The 18405-nt window shown below is 72.0% G+C and carries 22 protein-coding genes; 8 read left to right on the top strand and 14 right to left on the bottom strand.

Annotated elements, in window-relative coordinates:
- The 3 genes from AB0J39_RS28870 to AB0J39_RS28860 all read right to left on the bottom strand — a co-directional run.
- Positions 1–451, bottom strand: a 451-nt coding sequence (locus AB0J39_RS28870; protein ID WP_363470170.1) for a hypothetical protein, incomplete at its 3' end; no start/stop codon positions are given.
- A 142-nt stretch (positions 452–593) separates the two neighbouring features.
- Positions 594–1052 (bottom strand): hypothetical protein, encoded by a 459-nt coding sequence (locus tag AB0J39_RS28865; protein ID WP_363470168.1) that lies wholly within the window; start codon positions 1050–1052, stop codon positions 594–596.
- A 158-nt stretch (positions 1053–1210) separates the two neighbouring features.
- Positions 1211–1669, bottom strand: coding sequence for an Lrp/AsnC family transcriptional regulator (locus tag AB0J39_RS28860; RefSeq protein WP_363470165.1), 459 nt, complete (start codon positions 1667–1669; stop codon positions 1211–1213).
- A 110-nt stretch (positions 1670–1779) separates the two neighbouring features.
- Here AB0J39_RS28860 and AB0J39_RS28855 point away from each other — a divergent pair, with 110 nt between their 5' ends.
- Positions 1780–2265, top strand: a complete 486-nt coding sequence (locus AB0J39_RS28855; protein WP_363470162.1) for a DUF2000 domain-containing protein — start codon at positions 1780–1782, stop codon at positions 2263–2265.
- 52 nt (positions 2266–2317) lie between these two features.
- On the opposite strand, the gene AB0J39_RS28850 is transcribed toward AB0J39_RS28855, so the two are convergent.
- From AB0J39_RS28850 to AB0J39_RS28820, 7 genes are all read right to left on the bottom strand, one after another.
- On the bottom strand, positions 2318–2713 hold the full coding sequence (locus tag AB0J39_RS28850; RefSeq protein WP_363470159.1) for an ACT domain-containing protein: 396 nt from the start codon (positions 2711–2713) through the stop codon (positions 2318–2320).
- A 45-nt stretch (positions 2714–2758) separates the two neighbouring features.
- Positions 2759–3409 (bottom strand): DUF6461 domain-containing protein, encoded by a 651-nt coding sequence (locus AB0J39_RS28845; RefSeq protein WP_363470156.1) that lies wholly within the window; start codon positions 3407–3409, stop codon positions 2759–2761.
- 167 nt (positions 3410–3576) lie between these two features.
- Positions 3577–5184, bottom strand: a complete 1608-nt coding sequence (locus AB0J39_RS28840) for a histidine kinase (RefSeq protein WP_363470153.1) — start codon at positions 5182–5184, stop codon at positions 3577–3579.
- A 4-nt stretch (positions 5185–5188) separates the two neighbouring features.
- Complete coding sequence (locus tag AB0J39_RS28835; protein ID WP_363470151.1) at positions 5189–5884, bottom strand: response regulator transcription factor; 696 nt, start codon at positions 5882–5884, stop codon at positions 5189–5191.
- Positions 5881–7410 (bottom strand): serine hydrolase domain-containing protein, encoded by a 1530-nt coding sequence (locus tag AB0J39_RS28830; protein WP_363470176.1) that lies wholly within the window; start codon positions 7408–7410, stop codon positions 5881–5883. Before AB0J39_RS28830 ends, AB0J39_RS28835 begins: the two co-directional genes overlap by 4 nt.
- A 127-nt stretch (positions 7411–7537) precedes the next feature.
- Positions 7538–8020, bottom strand: a complete 483-nt coding sequence (locus AB0J39_RS28825; protein WP_363470148.1) for a DUF1992 domain-containing protein — start codon at positions 8018–8020, stop codon at positions 7538–7540.
- A 92-nt stretch (positions 8021–8112) separates the two neighbouring features.
- Entirely contained in the window at positions 8113–8985 is an 873-nt protein-coding gene (locus AB0J39_RS28820; protein ID WP_363470145.1) for an NAD(P)-binding domain-containing protein, read from the bottom strand.
- Positions 8986–9082: 97 nt separating this feature from the next.
- On the opposite strand from AB0J39_RS28820, the gene AB0J39_RS28815 reads away from it, so the two are divergent.
- Positions 9083–9439, top strand: coding sequence for a helix-turn-helix domain-containing protein (locus AB0J39_RS28815; protein WP_363470142.1), 357 nt, complete (start codon positions 9083–9085; stop codon positions 9437–9439).
- Between the two features lie 23 nt (positions 9440–9462).
- On the opposite strand, the gene AB0J39_RS28810 is transcribed toward AB0J39_RS28815, so the two are convergent.
- From AB0J39_RS28810 to AB0J39_RS28800, 3 genes are all read right to left on the bottom strand, one after another.
- Positions 9463–9909, bottom strand: a complete 447-nt coding sequence (locus AB0J39_RS28810; protein ID WP_363470139.1) for a hypothetical protein — start codon at positions 9907–9909, stop codon at positions 9463–9465.
- Between the two features lie 59 nt (positions 9910–9968).
- A complete protein-coding gene (locus AB0J39_RS28805; protein WP_363470136.1) occupies positions 9969–10808 on the bottom strand; it encodes a CDP-alcohol phosphatidyltransferase family protein in 840 nt (279 codons plus the stop codon).
- A gap of 401 nt (positions 10809–11209) precedes the next feature.
- Positions 11210–11695, bottom strand: a complete 486-nt coding sequence (locus AB0J39_RS28800; RefSeq protein WP_363470133.1) for an SRPBCC family protein — start codon at positions 11693–11695, stop codon at positions 11210–11212.
- A gap of 190 nt (positions 11696–11885) precedes the next feature.
- Here AB0J39_RS28800 and AB0J39_RS28795 point away from each other — a divergent pair, with 190 nt between their 5' ends.
- Positions 11886–12374, top strand: coding sequence for a DUF5946 family protein (locus tag AB0J39_RS28795; protein WP_363470131.1), 489 nt, complete (start codon positions 11886–11888; stop codon positions 12372–12374).
- Between the two features lie 80 nt (positions 12375–12454).
- On the opposite strand, the gene AB0J39_RS28790 is transcribed toward AB0J39_RS28795, so the two are convergent.
- A complete protein-coding gene (locus tag AB0J39_RS28790) occupies positions 12455–13558 on the bottom strand; it encodes a L,D-transpeptidase (protein WP_363470128.1) in 1104 nt (367 codons plus the stop codon).
- A gap of 146 nt (positions 13559–13704) precedes the next feature.
- Here AB0J39_RS28790 and AB0J39_RS28785 point away from each other — a divergent pair, with 146 nt between their 5' ends.
- The 5 genes from AB0J39_RS28785 to AB0J39_RS28765 form a co-directional block, all read left to right on the top strand.
- On the top strand, positions 13705–14319 hold the full coding sequence (locus AB0J39_RS28785; RefSeq protein WP_363470126.1) for a pentapeptide repeat-containing protein: 615 nt from the start codon (positions 13705–13707) through the stop codon (positions 14317–14319).
- Positions 14320–14401: 82 nt separating this feature from the next.
- A complete protein-coding gene (locus tag AB0J39_RS28780) occupies positions 14402–15010 on the top strand; it encodes a cupin domain-containing protein (protein WP_363470173.1) in 609 nt (202 codons plus the stop codon).
- Positions 15011–15171: 161 nt separating this feature from the next.
- On the top strand, positions 15172–16581 hold the full coding sequence (locus AB0J39_RS28775) for an aldehyde dehydrogenase family protein (RefSeq protein ID WP_363470123.1): 1410 nt from the start codon (positions 15172–15174) through the stop codon (positions 16579–16581).
- Between the two features lie 152 nt (positions 16582–16733).
- Positions 16734–17243, top strand: a complete 510-nt coding sequence (locus tag AB0J39_RS28770) for a hypothetical protein (protein ID WP_363470120.1) — start codon at positions 16734–16736, stop codon at positions 17241–17243.
- A gap of 106 nt (positions 17244–17349) precedes the next feature.
- Positions 17350–18405, top strand: a 1056-nt coding sequence (locus AB0J39_RS28765; RefSeq protein WP_363470118.1) for a glutamate--cysteine ligase, incomplete at its 3' end; no start/stop codon positions are given.

The following is an 18405-nucleotide window of genomic DNA, read 5'->3' as shown; positions in this document are numbered from 1 at the left end:
CGGACACGTCCGGCGACGCGCCGCCGGCCACCGCGGCGACGAGCGGGTCGCGCTCCACGACACCCTCGCGCACCAGCCGCTGGACGAAGGCCTCGGCGTTGTCGTAGTCGGGCAGGTGCCAGGTGGAACCCTTCAGCCAGAAGGACCTGCGGGTCACATCGGGAATCTCCGCCGAACCGTCCACGAGCCGGCCGGCCGGAAGGTGGGGCATCGACGTGCCGAGAGAGAAGCTGATCCCGAAGAACGTGGCCTCCTCGGGAACGGGGGCCGAGCTCGCCTTCGACTCCGGCCCCTGGACGGACGCGCTCACCTGGCCGCGATGCTCCCAGAAGACCAGATCCCAATGCGCCGTCGCAATCGCCGTCATCTGCTCGACGTCACGGCTGCTGCTCCGCCACACCCGCTCGACGTACGGCGAGTCGGACGACCGGCTCTCGATGTCCAGGCCCATCCGGGTCACCCCCCTCAATCGCCCGTGCGCACCGGGACTCGGCGGGAGACGAACCACCGCCCACCGCGCTCTCGTGGCCGCGCCCGGGAGAAGCTGAACGACACCGTGCACGCGGTGATCAATAGTAGTTATCGGCGCCCGATCAGACGACCTTGTCCTGTCGGTCGGGCACAGGCGCGGCCTCACCGTTCTCACGCTTGTCGCGGGCGCGGAACACCCGCTCGGTCGGATCCGGCGCCCTGTCGTCCAAAAGGCGATCGGTGAGAAGGAAATCGTCCAGTTCGAACTCGGCGGCGTGTTCGCTCTCACTCAGGAAGAAGGTCCCGCCGGCGAGGTCGGGGTCCCACCCATGCGTCATGGCGTAGTCGACGACTCTGCGCACATCCTTCGGCGTCGGGTAGGCGCCGTCGGTCGCGCACCCCCACGGCAGGACGGCCGTGGACAACAGATCCGCCTGGAGTACGCGGCTGTTCTTCCCGGCACCCCAGACGCGGAGGCGGACGCATCGGTGACAGTCACGCTCGCCTGCCACGTGGTTGATCTGCGCCGTCCACGCGAACTCCCGCCCGTCCGCGTGCAGCCTCCGCAACCTCGTCCCCACGGTGCTAACCCACCTCGTCGTTCGATATCGCCGTACGGATGACCAAGAGGAGTATTCGCAGCCCCGGGAGGACTGGCAATCGGATTTCCGGAAGGCCGGACCGGAGCCGGAGGGCGCCCGCCGGACTCACACCGTCACTGGCGCCGCCGAAGAACGGATCACGGCCCGGCCGGGCCGATCCGGGTGTTGCGGATGTGCTCGTAGACGATCGACGTGCGGACGTCGGCGACCTCGGGCCGCTCGGTGAGCTTGTCGATCACGAACGCGTACAGGCTGGCGTTGTCCGGCACGGCGACGTGCACGATGAAGTCCTCCGTGCCGGTCGTCACGTAGACGCCCAGGGTGTCGGGGAGCGCGCTGACCCAGTTGCGGAAGCCCTCGATGTTGCGCCGCGAGGGGGGACGTACGCGGATGGCGATGAGGGCCTGGACCGGACGCCCGATCGCCGCGAGGTCGACGTCGAGGATCGCTCCCCGGATGACGCCGCGCTGCCGGAGCGCCCGCGTACGGTCGAGTGCCGTGGTCGGTGAGACCCCGACCGCGGCGGCGACGTCACGGTTGGTCTTCCGTGCATCCGACTGGAGTTCCGCCAGGATCGCCTTATCAAGTTCGTCCATGCCCGCCGCTGAGCCCCTTCGATCGATACAAGTACGGGTTTGTTGCAGGCTAATCGTACGGATGCCTAGCATCAACGGCGTACGTCCGAACGCATGGATAGGGGAACGGAATGACAGCCGATGAAGGAGCGACAACGGGTGTCGGGTTCGCCCCCGAGGAGATCGACCCGGCCCTCCCGACCCGGGCGGCCCGCCTCAAATGGGTGATCGTGGTCGACGGCGACCTTCCCGCGGGCCGTGCCGTGAACGCCGCCGTCTGCGTGGCCGCGGCGACCTCTACGGCGGTGACCGGGCTCCTCGGTGACGACGCGGTGGACGCCGACGGCGGTGCGCACCCGGGCCTGCCCTGGGCAGGGTGCTCGGTGCTGGCCGCGGACGCCGCCACGCTCCGTGCCATCCGTGCCAAGGCGGCGGCGTCCGCCGGATGCTTCGTGGCGGACATGCCCGCCGCGGCCCAGCACACGCGGGTCTACGCCGACTACCTCGCCACGATGAAGGAGACCGCGGCCGGCGACGTCGATTACTACGCGGTCAGCGTGGTCGGGCCGCGCAACCGGGTGGACAAGATCGTGGGAAAGCTGCCCCTGATGCCGTGACCCGGCATTCCGGCATCCCGGCATTCCGGCATCCCGGGTATTCCGCTGACGGTCAGGAGCCGGGCGAGCGCAGGTGGCGGGTGTCCACCCGGTGCCCCGCCTCCTCCAGGACGGCGACCGCCTCCTTGATCCTCGGCTCGGGCACGAGGACCAGGTCGGCGTGGAAGGTCGAGGCGACGAACACCGGGATGGCCGACTCGGCCAGGGGGCCGACGATGGCCGCGAGCATGCCCGGGACGTCCAGGTCGTGTCCCGTTCCCCCGCCGTACAGGCCGATCCACCGATCGCCGGACCCCGTCGGCCAGGCCTCGCGGATGACCGTGAGGCCCTCCGGGGCGCGGACGAGCGCGATCCAGTCGTCGTCTTCGGGGAACGTCGCCTGCGGCAGGTGCTGGACGGCGAACACGGACGGCACGATGCCGAGCTGCTGGGCGGCGGGTGAGGTCATGCCTCGTGTGTAGCAGAGCCCCCCGACAGGACACCGACAACAGACCTAGACCTGGGACCACTCGGTGACGGAGGCGACCAGCAGCGGCCCGGCGAAGGAGTCCGCGGTGAGGGTCACCCCGGTGATCCTGGCGGCGAGCGCGAACGCCTTCGGGAGCGCGTCGTCCCACCGCACGTCCCAGGCCGCCTTTCCGGCCGTGGCGGTCAGCGGCAGCCCGACCCTGCGCATCGGCTCCTTCAGCCGATCGGGGTCGCCGCCCCAGCGGTTGACCGACGCGTGCGGCGTGAACGCGGTGACGATCTCGCCGTCCACGGCGTACAGGAAGCTGTGTTCCGCGTAGTCGTGGCGTCCGACGGCCACCGCCTCGCAGCCCTGCGAGAGGCGCGCCAGGTTCTCGCCCAGGGCGGTGTGCCAGCCGCACAACTCGACCGCCACGCTCCACTCGCCGATCCGGGTGACACCGACGTATCCGCCGCCGTAGCCGCCGTCGGTCCCCTCGACGAACTCCGCGACCTCGTCGTCGAGCTCGCCGAAGGTCATCGACCGCACCGGTGCTCCGGCGGGATCGAGACGGTCCGCGACCTCGGCGGGGTCCAGCCCGTGGAAGAACGACACGCAGAAGACGTCGCCCAGCGGGTTGTCCGCGCTTCCGGGCGGGGCCGCCGGCCACCGGAAGCGGGCGAGAGCATCGGCCACGTGAGCCCCCTTGATCGTCTCGCGACGTAGTGGCGCCCACCAGTCGCGTTCCTGTCCACCGACGGCGGACGCCGTCTACGTCAGGAGGATGGCGGCACGAACCTGGAAGCGGCTTGGATCTTGCTTAACGCCACGTCACGGCCCCGGCACGTCACGGCCCCGCCACGTCACGGCCCGGGGACGACCGCCTTCGAGACGAGCCGGCCGCGGGCGAAGCACAGACGGTAGGCGCGGGCGGCATCGGCCTCCACGGTGTAGTACGCACAGTCCTGGGCCTGTGGCGGAGCGGGAGCGCCGTCCGGCGGGCCGTCCCTGGTGAACGCGGGGAGCCGGGACAGCACGTCGCCGCGTGGTTCGCCAACTTTCAGCCGTTCGTACGTCGCGGGGTCGAGGACGGAGAACGACGAGCTGACGAAACTGAGGGGGATCAGGAGCACGAAGATCCCGGTCAGCACGGCCACGGGGATCACGACCGTCTGAACCAGCCGCCGCCGCACCCGCCGCCGGGCGAGGTCGAGCTCCCGCGCCGACGTGGTCGCGGGCGTGCCGGGGCCCGCCGCCCGCGGGTGCCCGTCGTCCGCGCGCACGCCGTCGACGGGCAGTCGGGCGGTGACCTCGAAACCCCCGCCGGGGGCCGGGCCCGCCCGCAGGACGCCGCCGGCCAGCCGCACCCGTTCCGCCAGCCCGACGAGCCCCGAACCACCCGAGGCGACGTCCGGCGGGGCGGCCGCCGGGGCGGGGTCGTTGGCCACGCGGAGCGTGACGACGCCGTCGTCGGACGCGAGAGCGACGCGTACGGTCGCGCCGGGAGCGTGCTTGGCGGCGTTGGTCAGGGACTCCTGGAGCACGCGGCGCACGGCGAGCGAGGTCATCGGAGCCAGGTCGCCGGTGCCGCCCAGGTCCTCGGCGACGATCGGCACGCCGGAGTCGCGGGCGCGCTCGACGAGCGTCTCCACGCTCTCCTCACGCGGCGCCACGTCGGCACCTTCGTCGTCCGTGCGCAGCACGCCGATGATCTCGCGGAGCCGCTCGGTGGCGGCCGCGGCGGCCTCACGCAGTTCGCGTACGGCCGCCTGCTGCCGGGGGTCGAGGCCGGGATCGAGTTCCAGCGCGCCCGCGCGCACCGCGAGCAGCGTCAGATCGTGGCCGAGCGAGTCGTGCATGTCGCCCGCGATGCGCGCCCTCTCCCGCAGACGGGCGCGGTCGGCGACGGCCTGCTGCTCACGCTCCAGCCGGTCGGCGAGCCGCCAGCCCGTGCGGACCAGCTCGATGTGCTGGCGGCGCCATCGGCCGAGCAGCCAGGGTGTGACGACCGAGAGCAGCAACGTGGCGAGCTGTGTCGGCCAGCCCCACAGGTCGCGCAGGACGAGCGCGGACAGCGGCAGCCCGGCGAGTGCGACGACGGCGAAGAACCACAGCGCCGGGCGGGCGCTCGCCATCCGGTGCCCGGCCAGGTAGCCGAAGACCACCAGCGCCGCCCACGTCCAGGGCAGAGGACCGACCATCTGCGCGTCCAGGGCCAGGCTCACCGCCACCGGTACGGCCAGCGCCGCCAGCGGCCACCTGCGACTCACCGCCGTGGCGGCCGCGAACAGCGGGACGGCCACGGCCGCCGCCGCCACCTGCCGCACGTCGCCGCCCATGAGCACGCCATCGTGGACCCCGCTGAGGACACCGCCGAGGGCGCCGTCGCGGACGTCGTCGACGACCGACGCGACCGGCGGCGCGGACACGGCCAGCCAGACACCGAGGTCGAGGAGACGGTACGCGCGCACCGCCTCACGCCCTCCGGTCGAGCGGAGCCTCGGGCACGAGACCCGCCTCGTACGCGAGGATCGCGGCCTGGACCCGGTTGCGGAGGCCGAGACGGGCGAGGATCTGGCTGACGTACCCCTTGACCGTGCCCTCGACGAGGTGCAGGCGCCGGGCGATCTCGGCGTTGGACAGGGCGGCCCCGACCAGCGCGAGCACCTCCCGCTCACGCTCGCCGAGCTCGGCCACCAGAGCGCGGGCGGCGGCCTCCGTGCCGAGCGGGCGCGCACGGAGGCGGGTGATGACCCGCCGCGTGACGGTGGGGGAGAGATAGGCGCCGCCGGCGGCGACGGCGCGGACCCCCGCGATCAGTTCGCGTGGATCGCCCGACTTGAGGAGGAAGCCGGACGCGCCGGAGCCGAGCGCGCTCGTCACGTAGTCGTCCTCGTTGAACGTCGTGAGCATCACGACGGCGACCTCGGGGAGGACGCGGCGCAGCTCGGCGGCGGCCGCCAGGCCGTCGAGGCGCGGCATCCGGACGTCGAGCAGGCAGACGGCGGGACGGTGGCGCAGGGCGAGGTCGACGGCCTCGTGCCCGTCGGCCGCCTCGGCGACGACCTCGATGTCGCCGGCCGTCGCCAGGATGCCCGCGATACCGGCCCGGATCAGTGCCTCGTCGTCCGCCAGCAGGACGCGGATCGTCCCCGGCTCACCGCTGCTCATGCCGGGACGTTACCAACGGCCCGCCGCCGGGACCGTACGGCGTGGACGAGACGGGCGGCCACGACGGCGACGGCGGCCAGCGCTCCGGTGACGGCCCAGACGTACAGCGCGGGCCAGACATAGGTGAACTGGTCCAGCGTGCCCACCCGGTTGAGCACCACCGTGGCCAGTGCCGGCAGCCCGAGGTAGAACGCGACGGGCAGCGCGTACGGCGCCAGCCGCGCGACCATCCGCCACGCGGGCCGGCCGGTGCGACGGCGGGTCCAGCGGGGGGCGCGTACGACCCCGGCCAGGCCAAGACCCAGGTTGAGCAGCGACAACACGCCCAGCCAGGGGTCCACCGACGTCGTGAAGGGCGCGGCGTCCGTGCCGGTCCGTCCCTCGATCAGGTCGACCAGGCCGTCACTGATGATCAGCGCGTCGTCGCCCGAGATCATCCCCGTGTTGGTGACGACCGCGATGCCGTACCCGCTGCCGGGCAGGACGGTCTGTGCGGAGTTGTGCGTGAGCAGCCAGCCGGTGTGCCGCAGCATCGGCGCTCCTCCGGGGGTCCGCTGGGCCGCCCAGCCCATGCCGTAGGTGCTGCCGCCCACACCGGACGGGGTCTGGGTGGACTCGACGAGGTCCCGGGAGACGACGTGGCCGGCGCCGGTCTGCGTGCTGAGCCACCTGGCCAGGTCGTCCGCCGTGCTGACGACGCCGTAGGAGCCGTTGACGAACCACTTCGGGTGCGCGCGCTCGATCACCCGGCCGTACGCGCGGACGTAGCCGGCGGCCGCGCCGGGCAGGTCCTCGGTGGTGTCCACCGTGCGGGTGGACGCCATGCCGAGCGGCGTGAACACCGTGGCGGCCATGAGATCGGCGAACGGCCTGCCCGACACCACCTCGGCCAGCCGTGCCGCGACCGAGTAGTTGGGGTTGTGGTACATCATCCGGGTGCCCGGCGCCGCCGCCAGCGGCGCCGTCCCGAGCATCGCGACGGCGCCCTTGAGATCGTCCGGCGCGGGAAGCGTCATGTCGGGGAAGGTCCGGTCGCTCATGCCCGAGGTCTGCTGGAGCAGCTGCCGTACGGTGATCCGCTGAGCCCGGGGATCGGCCATGGTGAACTCCGGCAGATACCGGCGGACCGGGGCGTCGAGGTCGATCCTGCCCTCGTCGGCCAGGCGCAGCACCGCGAGGGCCGTGAACGACTTGGACAGCGAGGCGAGCGGCATCGGGGTGTCCTTGGTGATCGCCTCGCCGCCGGCCGTGTGGCCGTGGCCGGCGGCGTACACGACCCGGTCGCCCTTGACGACCGTCACCACCGCGCCGGGCAGGTCCGTTCGCCTGATGTAGTCGCGCACGTACCGGTCGACGGACTCCGTGGTCAGGCCGGGCTGTCCGGCCGGGCCCGTCGTCCGCGTCGCGGTGTCCACCGTCGTCGCCGTCGTCGTCCCCGTTGTCGTCCCGGTCGCGGCGTTCGCCGTCGTCCCCGTCATGAGCAGCAGCACACCGGCCAGGCCGGCGGTCGCGGCGATCCTGCGCATCCGCACCGTGTTTCCCTTCCGAGCTTTCCGTTCGGCGGGTAACGACGGTAAGAGCGGACGGAGGGGCGGCACAGCGGGCGATCGGGAGGTCCTCACCTGACTTTCGTCAGGTCCTGGACCGGGCGAGTCAGCGGCGGCCGAACCACCGGAGGAAGGAGCGCTTCGCACGCCTCTCCGGAGCAGCCGCGGGGGCGGGCTTCCTCTCGGCGGCCGGATGCAGGGCCCGCCACTCGGCGGCGATCTCGTCCACGTCGATGAGCGGCTGCACGACGGGCGGACCGGACAGGGGCCGCCGGTAGCTGTCGCGGATCTTGACGTTCATCTCCTCGGCGAGCCGGCGCGCCTCGGCCTCGGTGCGCGCGCCGAGCGCCTCCGCCCTCGCCTCCTCGGCCTCCTTGCGCAGCGCCAGCGTCCCCGGCAGCGGGAACGACAGGTTCTCCGCCCGCATCTTCTGCTTGATCCACCACATGTCGTCGTGCGGCTTGCCCTGGCCGGGGATGGGCTTGCCGGCGCCCGGCAGATCGTCGAACTCGCCACGCTCGGTGGCCTCGCGGATCTGCCGGTCGATCCACGACTCGAAGCTCACTCCGAGGGGCTTGCGTTCGGTCACGGCCTCACCTCGCAACGACGCGGTCGGCATCCTCCTGCGAGGATAACTTTCCACCGTGATCGGCCAGGGCAGGGGGACAAGGCAGGGGCAGATCAGGGGGCCCGCAGCAGGTCGATCACCCCCGTGGTGCCCTCGTCGGCATGGCCGTCCGCGAGCCGCCGCTCCATCAGGGTCATGAACGGCGTGAGCAGCTCGGGGCTGACCTTCTGCTCCTCCGCCGTCCGCAGCATCGTCGCGTTGCCCCGGACCATCATGGCCAGGTTGGACGTGACGTCCTTCGTGTAGTCGCCGCTGTCCAAGTGGTCGGCGACGCCGTACGCGTACGGGGCCATCGCCGTCAGCCAGCCCACGACGAGGTCGGCGAAGCCCTTCGGGGGGATCTCCTCGCGGACGAGCGCGAAGGCGTGCGCCACCCCCGCGAACATGCCCGTCATCGCGCTCAGCAGCGCCACGTCGTGGAGGGCGGCGAGCCCGGGGTCCTCGCCGGTGTAGACGGTGCCGGCGGGTACGGCCAGCGTGCCCGCGTGGGCCTCGAACACCTCGCGGGAGCCGCTGTAGAAGACGTAGGCGCCGGAGCCCGCCGCGCCGATCATGGGCGGGACCGCCATGACGCCGCCGTCCAGGAAGCGTGCGCCGCGCTCCCCGGCCCACCGCGCGCGGGCCCGGGCCTCCTCCGGGGTGCCGGTGGTCAGGTCGACCAGGTCCTTGCCGGACAGGTCGGCGTCGGCGAGGGCCTCGCCGACCGAGGCGTGGTCGAGCAGGCAGACGACCACGAGATCGCTCGCCGCCACGGCCTCGGCGGCGGTCGCGGCGACACGGGCGCCCGGCAGCGCCTCGGCCCTCCCCGGGGTGCGGTTCCAGACGGTCAGGGGGTGCCCGGCGGCGAGCCAGGCGCGGGCGAGCGCGCCGCCCATCGCGCCCAGCCCGAGGAGGGACAGCGGAGACTTCTCAGCGTTGTGGGTCATGCCGATTAGGCTGGTCACGAGCCCCGAGCCGATCAAGTACGCACTTCCAAGTGGGTGCTTACCCCGGGGTGAGCGAGCAGCCAGGAGGGGGTGGGGCATGCGGACCGCACGGCGTCCCGGAGCGTCCGGATGCGGCATCGACGCCGCGATGGAGGTGATCGGCGGGAAGTGGAAGAGCTCGATCCTCTGGGCGCTGAACGAGCGCGCGTGCCGTTTCGGCGAGCTGCGCAGGATGCTCCCCGGCGTGACCGAGAAGGTGCTCGCCTCGCACCTGCGGGAGATGGAGGCCGACGGCATCGTGCACCGCGAGGTCTACGACGAGGTGCCGCCGCGCGTCGAATACTCCCTGACCCCGCTCGGCGTCGCGCTGAACGAGGCACTGGCGCCGCTCGGCGAGTGGGGACGGGAGCACCTCCTCGGCGGACAGGCCGATCACCACGTCGCCGCCACCTGAGACGCCGATGGGCGGCCCGGGGCTCAGGGTGTGGTCTCGTGGCCAGGCTGTCCGGGTGTGCGCCGCTGCTGTTTCAGCTCGGCCTCGTAGAGGTGCCGGATGCCTCCGGCCAGCTCGTTGCGGGCCTGACGTTCCAGCTCCTGGAAGGTCGCGTAGTAGCCGTCGTCGTACTCCTCGACGATCTGGAAGGTCCAGCGGCCCTGGATGACGTTGCGGCCGATCAGCTCGCGCTCGATCCGGTCGGCCCACTTGTCGTGCCCGGCCTGCCGCAGCAGCCGTACGGCGTTGTCGAGCTCGAAGTCCGCCGTCCCGGTGAGCTGGTGGAAGGCGTACAGATGGCCTCTGACCCGGTGGATGGTCTCCAACGCCTTGCTGAGCCTGCCCAGCGCGTCGACGGTGACGTCGTCGAGCCCTTCGGGACGGCGGTGATCGGAATCGGGCAGGCCGGCGGGTTCCTCGCGTTCGGTCATGTCCCCACCGCTACCCCAGGTGAGGGCACCTCTACCGGCGCGGATACGGCCGGGGACGATCAACCGGCGGGGCTGCCCGAGACGGACGGTTCGGCGGACGAGCGGATCGTGGCCAGCGCGCGTTTGAGGTCCCGCGACGACAGCACGAGCTTGTACATGATGGCGGCCTCGAACAACAGCAGCAGGCCGGCCGCGCCGATCGTGACCGGGATGACCGCGCCGGTCAGCGGGCCGATGATGAACACGGCCATCTGGAACTCGATGCCGCTGACCAGGTGCGTGCGGATGCGGTGCTCACGCAGCCACTCGCGCAGGCCGGGATACCAGGAGAAGCGGTCGCGGAACTCCTGCTGCAGGTCCACGGCGTCCGTCAGGCGGATCCTGATCTCGTCGGGGTCGTTGTCGAGGTCGTCGTGCGACAGGGACGCCGGCAGTGCGACCGGACCGCCGCCCGCCGACTCCTCGTAGGCCTGTCGCAGCGCCCGGCGCATCTGGCGGCGGACCTTCGCGATCTGCAGGGCGTCGACGTAACGCAGCATGTCGAGGAACACCACGGCGATGCCGAGGGCCGGGTAGACGTCCTGCCCCGTCGCGTCGTACTGCCCCCACATCAGGGCGGCCGTGCAGGCCAGCACGCGGATGCGGTCGAAGACGTAGTCGAGCCAGCCGCCGAGGACCGTCCCCGTCCCCTTGAGCCGCGCGATCTTCCCGTCCATGCAGTCGAGGACGAAGCTCACGTGATAGAGGACGGCCCCGGCGACCAGCCACGGCCACTCGGCCCGCAGGAAGCACCAGGCCGAGCCCAGACCGAGCACGAAGGCGCCCCAGGTGATCTGGTTCGGGGTGACGGACGTGCGGTTGGCGGTCGTCACCACCAGCCTGCCGGCCAGGGGATCCACCAGGAAAACGGTCCACCAGGCGTCGCGTGCCTTGTATGTCCGAGAGCGTACGTCATGCAGTGTGAACGTCATTTGGGGGGCTTTCTCATCTATGGAAGATTTGCGGGAAAACGTCAGAAGTCGTCATCCAGATCTTCCGTTTCGTCCGAGTCGTCATCCTGGTCGAGCGCGTGTAAGTCGTCGCCCAGATGCAGATCATCGGCGTCGAGCAGCGTCGCCATGTGCTGGAGAAGCATCTTAAGCATTTGTATGCCCTTTGCCCGGCGTTTGTTGTTCCACTGCTCATCAAAGCATCGCCCGGCGACCCCCGTCGACTTTTTCCACAGGCCATCGGCGTATGAGGAAATAGCTATAAAAAGCAAATTCCGGCTTTTTCGGTATTTCTACGTTCGCCGTACGGCTCAGGCGACGGCGCGGGCGAGATCCGAGAGCCACCGCTCGTGGTTCGCCCTGAGCATCGGCTCCCGGTAGAAGAGCGGCAGCAGCGGGCCGGCGAGCGACTCCTCGACGGTGATCCTGGTGCCCCCGTCCTCCAGCGACTCCAGGACGTGCCGGTCCACCGCTCTGTAGCGGCCGAGGAAGGTGCCCGTCCAGGTGAGTTCCCGTGCCGGTTCGACCACGGCGAACCGTGACCGCAGGGGCACGCCGTTCAGCCTCCACCGGAAGGACGCGCCGGGACGCACCTCGCCGAGTTCGGTGATCCGGATGCGGGAGGCCCATGACGGCCACGCCCGCAGGTCGGCCATGACCTCCCAGACGCGGTCGGCGGCCACGTCCACGACCAGGTGGGAGGAGGAGATCAGCTGGGCGTCGGGGTCGACGCGTCCCCGTGCGGCGTACTCCTCGTGCAGGACGGCGGGGGACGGGCCCGAATAGAGCAGCGACACGGACGTCTCCAATCGAGATATGTGCTCTTTAGTGAGAGCGATGCTCTCTCTGGCGCGCGTGTCTGTCAAGAGCAGTGCTCTCTGAACCCGTGACATGGGGGGAAGCATTCGGGCGTCAGAGGCGTCGCCGGCGGAGCTCCGGAGGAAATGGCGTCGACGTGGCCGTCGCCGGTCGCCTAGGGTGCGGGCCATGACGCACAGCTCCGGTATGCGCCAGTGCGACTGCGGCGCCGCCGCCGGTCCGCTGGGCGAGTGCGTGGACTACTACTACGCGATCCTGGCCGAGGAACAGGCCGATCCCCGGATGTACCAGTGGCACGCGGTCGTGGTCTGCGCGTATCTCCTGCAGCACCCTTCGCGGGGCCACGAGAAACACCTCGACGTGCAGTTCCGCATGCTGCAGCTCTATCTGGACAAGGGCCTCGACGCGCTGCTGCGCGTGGCGGCGCATCAGGTGGCGCGCAACAAGCACGGGGTGCGGTCGGGCTACGACATGGCGCCTTTCGCGGCGTACGCCCCGCTCCCGCAGGGCGTGTCCCCCGGGCCCTTCCGCGCGGGCTTCTCCGGGATGCCGTGCGGGGACGGCAGCTTCGTGTCCGACGGGCACGCGGCGTACGGCGGGCGCATACAGACCATCGCCGAAGCGACCGTGGAGTCCTGGACGACCCGCACGGCCTGAGTCTCGACGGAGAAAGCACGCGGCGCTCCCACCCGGGGTCGTACGGACCGGGGGTGGAAGCGCCGTGGAGAGCGGACGGCCTATCCCTGCAGGGCGTCCTCGGCGGCCGTCGGGGAGGCCGAGGGCGTGGGAGTAGCGGAGGCCGACGCCGAGCCGGCCGGCAGCGCGCTGCCGCGCTTCCACTGGTTCCAGCTCAGCTGCCAGTAGCTCCAGCCGTTACGCCAGTCGAGCTTGCGCTTGGTGCCGGTGACCTGGATGACGTCACCGCGCTGGCTGATGCCGTAGAACCACTTGGCCCCCGCGGGGGTGGCGCGCACGCACCCGTGGCTCTGGTTCGACTTGCCCAGGAACTGGTAGTCGCCCGCGCTCTGGTGGACGTACTCGCCGCTGTCGGAGATCCGGACCGCCCAGGGGATCTCCAGCTTGTAGTAGAGCGGGTCCTTGGGGTCGGTGACGCCGAGCCAGGACGAGGTCATCGTCTCGACCCGCTTCTTGCCCATCGCGAGGTGCACGCCGGTGGTCGTGAGGTAGACGTCGACGCCGCCCCGCCGCAGGCCGCCGCGGCCCGCGCTGATCGGGATGGTCTTGGCGAGCTTCCCGTCGCGGCGCACCTTCATCACGTGCCTCTTGGTGTCGACCACCGAGATGTTGGCGGTGCCGACGGCGAAGCGGCGCGAGACGTCCTTGGCGGCCTGGTTGCCGGGGATCTGGCTCAGCCTGGCGGTGAACAGGACCTTCTGGTGCGGCTTCCAGTAGGTCTTGGTGCGATAGACGACCTTGCGGTCGGAGACCCAGCGCCACGCGCCCTCGGCCGGCTTCTCGGCCTGGACCTGCAGCACGGCTTCGGCGGCCGCCCGGTCGCGGACCGTCCGGTCGAAGGTGACGATGATCGGGAAACCGACGCCGACCCGCTCGACCTTCTCACCCATGGGGGTGATGTCGGCGATGCCGAGCTTCGGCTTGCCCGCCTTGCGTACCGTCCCGGACGCGGCGTGCGGGGCGCTCGCCGCCGTCGCCGTGGACGCGTCCCGGGTGGCCTGAGCGGCCGGAGCCTGAGTGGCGGTACCGGCCGCACCAGTGACTGATGCGGCGGGAGTGGGTGTGCCTCCCGCCGAGCAGGCCGTAGCGACGGCGATGGCGGCGACGGAGAGTGTGACGTGGGCCGCCCGCCGGAGGGTGTTCACGGTCTACTCCTCATAGGGGTGTTTCACAGCGGTTTGCACTGACTTGGAACGTGTGAAACCGCTGTTTTGTGCGACCGATTCCGTAACGATCATGTAACGCCGGGCTGGGCGATACTGTCGGCGCATGCGTTCCCATCGAGGCAGCCGTGGCTGACCGTCCGTACGGGAGGCCCGCCGCGCCGACCGACAGCACGATCGACTCCGAGGACTGGGACGGCCGCGACCTGTCGGGGGAGAGCCACCGCAACGTCGCCTTCGTCCGGGTGGACATGACCGAGGCGTCGGGCCGGGGCGCGGAGTTCTTCGAGTGCACCTTCCGCGACGTCCGGTTCAACGTCTCGGAGCACACCGACTCCGCGTTCGTGAACTGCACGTTCGTGAGGTGCTCGTTCTTCGACGCCGCCTTCACCGGCTGCAAGCTCGTCGGCAGCGTGTTCGACGGCTGCACCTACGACCTGCTCAAGGTCGAGGGCGGCGACTGGTCGTTCACCGGCCTGCCGGGGGCCGACCTGCGCCGCGCCTCGTTCGTGGACGTGCGCATGCGGGAGGCCGACCTGACCGGCGCGCGGTGCGCGGGAGCGACGATCCGCGGGACCGACCTGTCCGGCGCCTGGCTGCACCGGGCCGACTTCTCCCGCTGCGACCTGCGCGGCAGCGACCTGTCCTCGCTCGACCCGCGTACGGCCGAGATCGCGGGCGCGGTCATCGACGTGCCGCAGGCCGTCACGATCGCCACCGCGCTCGGCCTCGACGTCCGGTAGCCGCCGCTGCGCCATCCGGTCCCGGTTTCTGCCCTCGGACCCGCCGCGGCGCCCCTGCCGTACGATCGGCCGCGTGCTGCTGATGAGGTTGGACGCCTATCCCGATGGGCCGGGAGTTCCCGCGCGGGACGAGGAGGAGGCGCTGCGGGTCGCCGCCGCGGCCTTCCCCGGCGCGGACCCCGTCGTCGCGGTGGACGAGCAGGCCCCCGGCGCGCCCCTCCGGTTCCTGCGCAGGGACGTCACCGGGGCGTTCGTGGCGGTCCAGGCGCGTCCCCCGATCGCCGATGCCCTCGGGCTGCTGCCGCACCCCGAGGGCGGGTGGTATCGCGAGACGTGGCGGGCGGCGGCCACCGTCGAACCTCCCGGGTACGGCGGCGCGCGGGCGACCGCGACGGGCATCTACTTCCTGCTGGAGCCGGGCGAGGAGTCCGTCTGGCACGCCGTGCGGTCGGACGAGGTCTGGCTGTGGCACCGGGGCGGGCCGCTGACGCTCGTGCTCGGCGGCGCCGGTGAGCGGCCCGGCCGGGAGGACGTGGTCGTTCTGGGCCCTGATGTGGAGAACGGGCAGGTCCCTCAGGCGGTGGTGCCCGCGGGCACCTGGCAGGCGGCCCGTCCGGCGGGGACGGAGGGCGTGCTGGTGAGCTGCGTCGTGTCCCCCGGCTTCGACTTCGCCGACTTCACCGCGCTGTAGGCCGGCCGTCCCGTCGCTCAGGCGGTGGCGCCGGGGGCTGCTCGGCCGTCGTATACGGATAGTCGAGGAAGCCGGGTGATAACCGTACGCGCGCACGGGTAGAGCGAGCACGGGCAGAGCGAGCACGGGAGGGGACCGGGGTGCGGGACAGGGATCGCTGGGTGCTGACCGACGGAGAGTGGACGGCGAGCGCGAGCGAGCGGGACCGCACGGTCGCCGACCCGGCGACGGGGGAGCCGGTGGGCGACTTCCCCGCGGGGTGCGTCGAGGACGTGGAACGGGCGGTCGACTCGGCCCGCCGTGCCCAGCCCGCCTGGGCCCGTACGGCTCCCGCCGAGCGGGCGGCCCGCCTGCACCGCATGGCCGACCGGATCGAGGCCCGCGCGGACGAGCTGGCCGAGCTGGTGACCAGGGAGATGGGCAAGCCGATCGGCGACAGCCGCGGCGGCGTGGAGGCGGGGATCGGCACGCTGCGGCAGTACGCCGAGCTGGGGCCGCTGCACCGGGGGCGGAGCCTGCAGGGCGGGTGGAACGCCACCGACCTGATGGTGCACGAGCCGCGCGGGGTCGTCGCGGTGATCACGCCGTGGAACGACCCGGTGGCCATCGCCTGCGGGCTCGTCGGCGCGGCCGTGGTGACCGGCAACGCGGTCGTGCACAAGCCGTCGGAGCGTACGCCGCACACCGGGGCGCTGCTCGCGGAGCTGATGGCGGCGGAGCTGCCGCCGGGCGTGCTGACCATGGTGCCCGGGGACCGGCACCCGGGTGAGGCTCTGGCCGCGCACCCGGGCGTCGACCTCGTCGCGCACGTCGGCTCCACCGCCGCGGGCCGGGCCATCGCCGCCGTGGCCGCGCGCACCGGCGCCGGGACCCTGCTGGAGAACGGCGGCAAGGACCCGCTGATCGTGGACGCCGGGGTGGACGTGAAGTGGGCCGCAGGCCAGGCCGCGACCGGCTGCTTCGCCAACGCCGGGCAGATCTGCACCTCGGCCGAGCGTGTCTACGTCCACCGCGCGGTCGCCGAGGAGTTCCTCGCCGCGCTCGTGCAGCGGGCCGAGGAGCTGCGCATGGGGCCCGGCATGGACGAGGAGACCTCGCTCGGGCCGCTCGTCGACCGGGCCCAGCGCGACGTCGTGGACCGGCACGTACGCGGCGCGATCGAGGCGGGGGCGCGGCTGCTGACCGGCGGGTACGTGCCCGAAGGGCCGGGCGCCTTCTACCCGCCGACCGTGCTGGCCGACTGCACGGAGAACATGGACGTCATGCGCGAGGAGACGTTCGGCCCTGTCGCGGCGGTGCGGGTGGCCGAGTCGTTCGACGAGGCGCTGGAGCTGGCCCGCGAGTCGCGGTACGGCCTGGCGGCCACCGTGCTCACCCCGTCGATGGCCAACGCCCAGCGCGCCTGGCGCGAGCTGCCGGTGGGCACGGTCAAGGTCAACGCCGTCTTCGGCGGGGCGCCCGGCGGCGCGGCCCAGCCGCTGGGCTCCAGCGGGCACGGCTTCGGGTACGGCCCCGAGCTGCTCGACGAGATGACGCACACCAAGGTCGTGCATCTGAGCCCGCTGCCCTGACCCGCTGTGCCGGGACTCGTCGCCCCGGCCCGGTGATGACCATGAATGGTCGAGTTCCAGCTTTGACCCGACATTGGGCGCCGGCCGCGTGATCGGCGCCGGTCGGCTGCCTAGCGTCTTCCTCGTAGGATCCGTGACCTCGGGGGAGACTCATGATCACCTGCTTGGCCGCCGCGGCCGTCGCCGCGACCCTGATCGCCGGACCGGCCGCGTCCGCCGACCCCGCGCCGCCCGCCGGTCCGTCCGGGGGCGGCGTGACACCGGCCGCGGCGCCGCCCGACACGGTGGTCCGGAACCCCGATGACGGCCCCACCGGCCCGGGCGACGGGCCGGATGACGGGCCGGACGGCGGGCTGGATGACGGGCCGAGGTACGCGCCCGTGGCCATGCCGATCGCCGCCGGTCCCGCTCCCCTCACCAGGCCGGCCGGCGAGCCGAAGCAGGCCGTCTACCACATGAAGGGCAAGGATGGCGTGCGGCACGACGTGGTGGTCGTCCCGATCTCGGACGACCCCTCCAAGCCGATCACACTGCCCGACTTCGGGTTCCAGAAGTTCAAGGTGACGGACAAGCCGTACAACCACAAGGCGAAGCAGCACCGGGGGAAGAAGCACCGCCACGGCGGCAAGGCGCAGCACCGCCGCAATCACCGTCACCGCTGACGGGCGTCCCATCCGGAAAGGCCGCTTGCCCCCACGGAGCGGGTTCCGCTCGGTACGGTTTCCTCATGATCGCCGAATTGGGCAGCCGACTCTCCGGAGAGCGCGGATGACGGCCGCGACGACCGTGACGGCCGGGCCGGCGCCGTTCGACCCGGCCCGTCCGCTGATGGGTGTGGAAGAGGAGTACGTCGTCGTCGATCCCGCCACCCGGGCGGCGGCGCCGCGGGCGAGAGAGGTGGTCGGACGGGCCGCGGGGGCGCTGGGCGAGCGGACGAACACCGAGATCACCCTGTTCCAGGTGGAGGCCAAGACAGGCCCGCACGCCGGGGTGGCCGGGCTGGAGGAGGACCTGCGCCGGATGCGGGAGGCGGTGGCGGCGGCCGCCCGCGAGGAAGGGCTCGCCCTGGTGGCGTCGGGCACGCCGGTGCTGGGCGACGTCGTCCCGCCGCCGATCATCGATGGTCCCCGGTACCAGGTGGGCATCGAGAACTACCGCGCCCTGCACGACGATCAGAGCATCTGCGCGGGTCACGTCCACGTCCACCTGCCGGACCGGGAACGCGCCGTGCTGGTGGGCAACCACCTGCGGCCGTGGCTGCCGGTGCTGATCACCCTTATGGCCAACTCGCCGTTCTGGATGGGGCGGGACACCGGGTACGCGAGCTGGCGCACGCTGTGCTGGACCAAGTGGCCGGTGGCGGGCCCTCCGCCGTACTTCGCCTCTCTGGAGGAGTACGAGCGGCTGACCGGCGCGCTGGCCGAGGCGGGGGTGCTGGTGGACCCCGGGACGATCTTCTGGGACGTCCGTCCCTCGGCCAGGCTGCCGACGATCGAGGTCAGGGTGACCGACGTGCCCGCCACCGCGGCCGAGAGCGCGCTGCTCGCGATGGTCGTACGGGGACTGGTGATGACCGCGCTGGAACGGGTGGAGCGCGGCGACCCCGGACCCGAGCCGTCGCCCGAACTACTGCGCGCCGCGTACTGGCAGTCGGCCAGGGACGGCCTCGACGGCCACGGCATCGACCCGTTCACCGGCGTGCGCCGGCCCGCCCGCGACCTCGCCGACGCGCTGCTGCGGCATGTCACCCCGGCCCTGAAGGAGACCGGCGACCTCGCCGAGGTGACCGCGCGGCTGAAGGTGCTGTACGGGGCCGGCACCGGG

It is taken from the genome of Microbispora sp. NPDC049633 (assembly GCF_040675265.1).
Taxonomy (GTDB): Bacteria; Actinomycetota; Actinomycetes; order Streptosporangiales; family Streptosporangiaceae; genus Microbispora; species Microbispora maris.
Note: the sequence above shows the minus strand (reverse complement) of the source record. Positions and strands in the feature narration are given on the sequence as shown.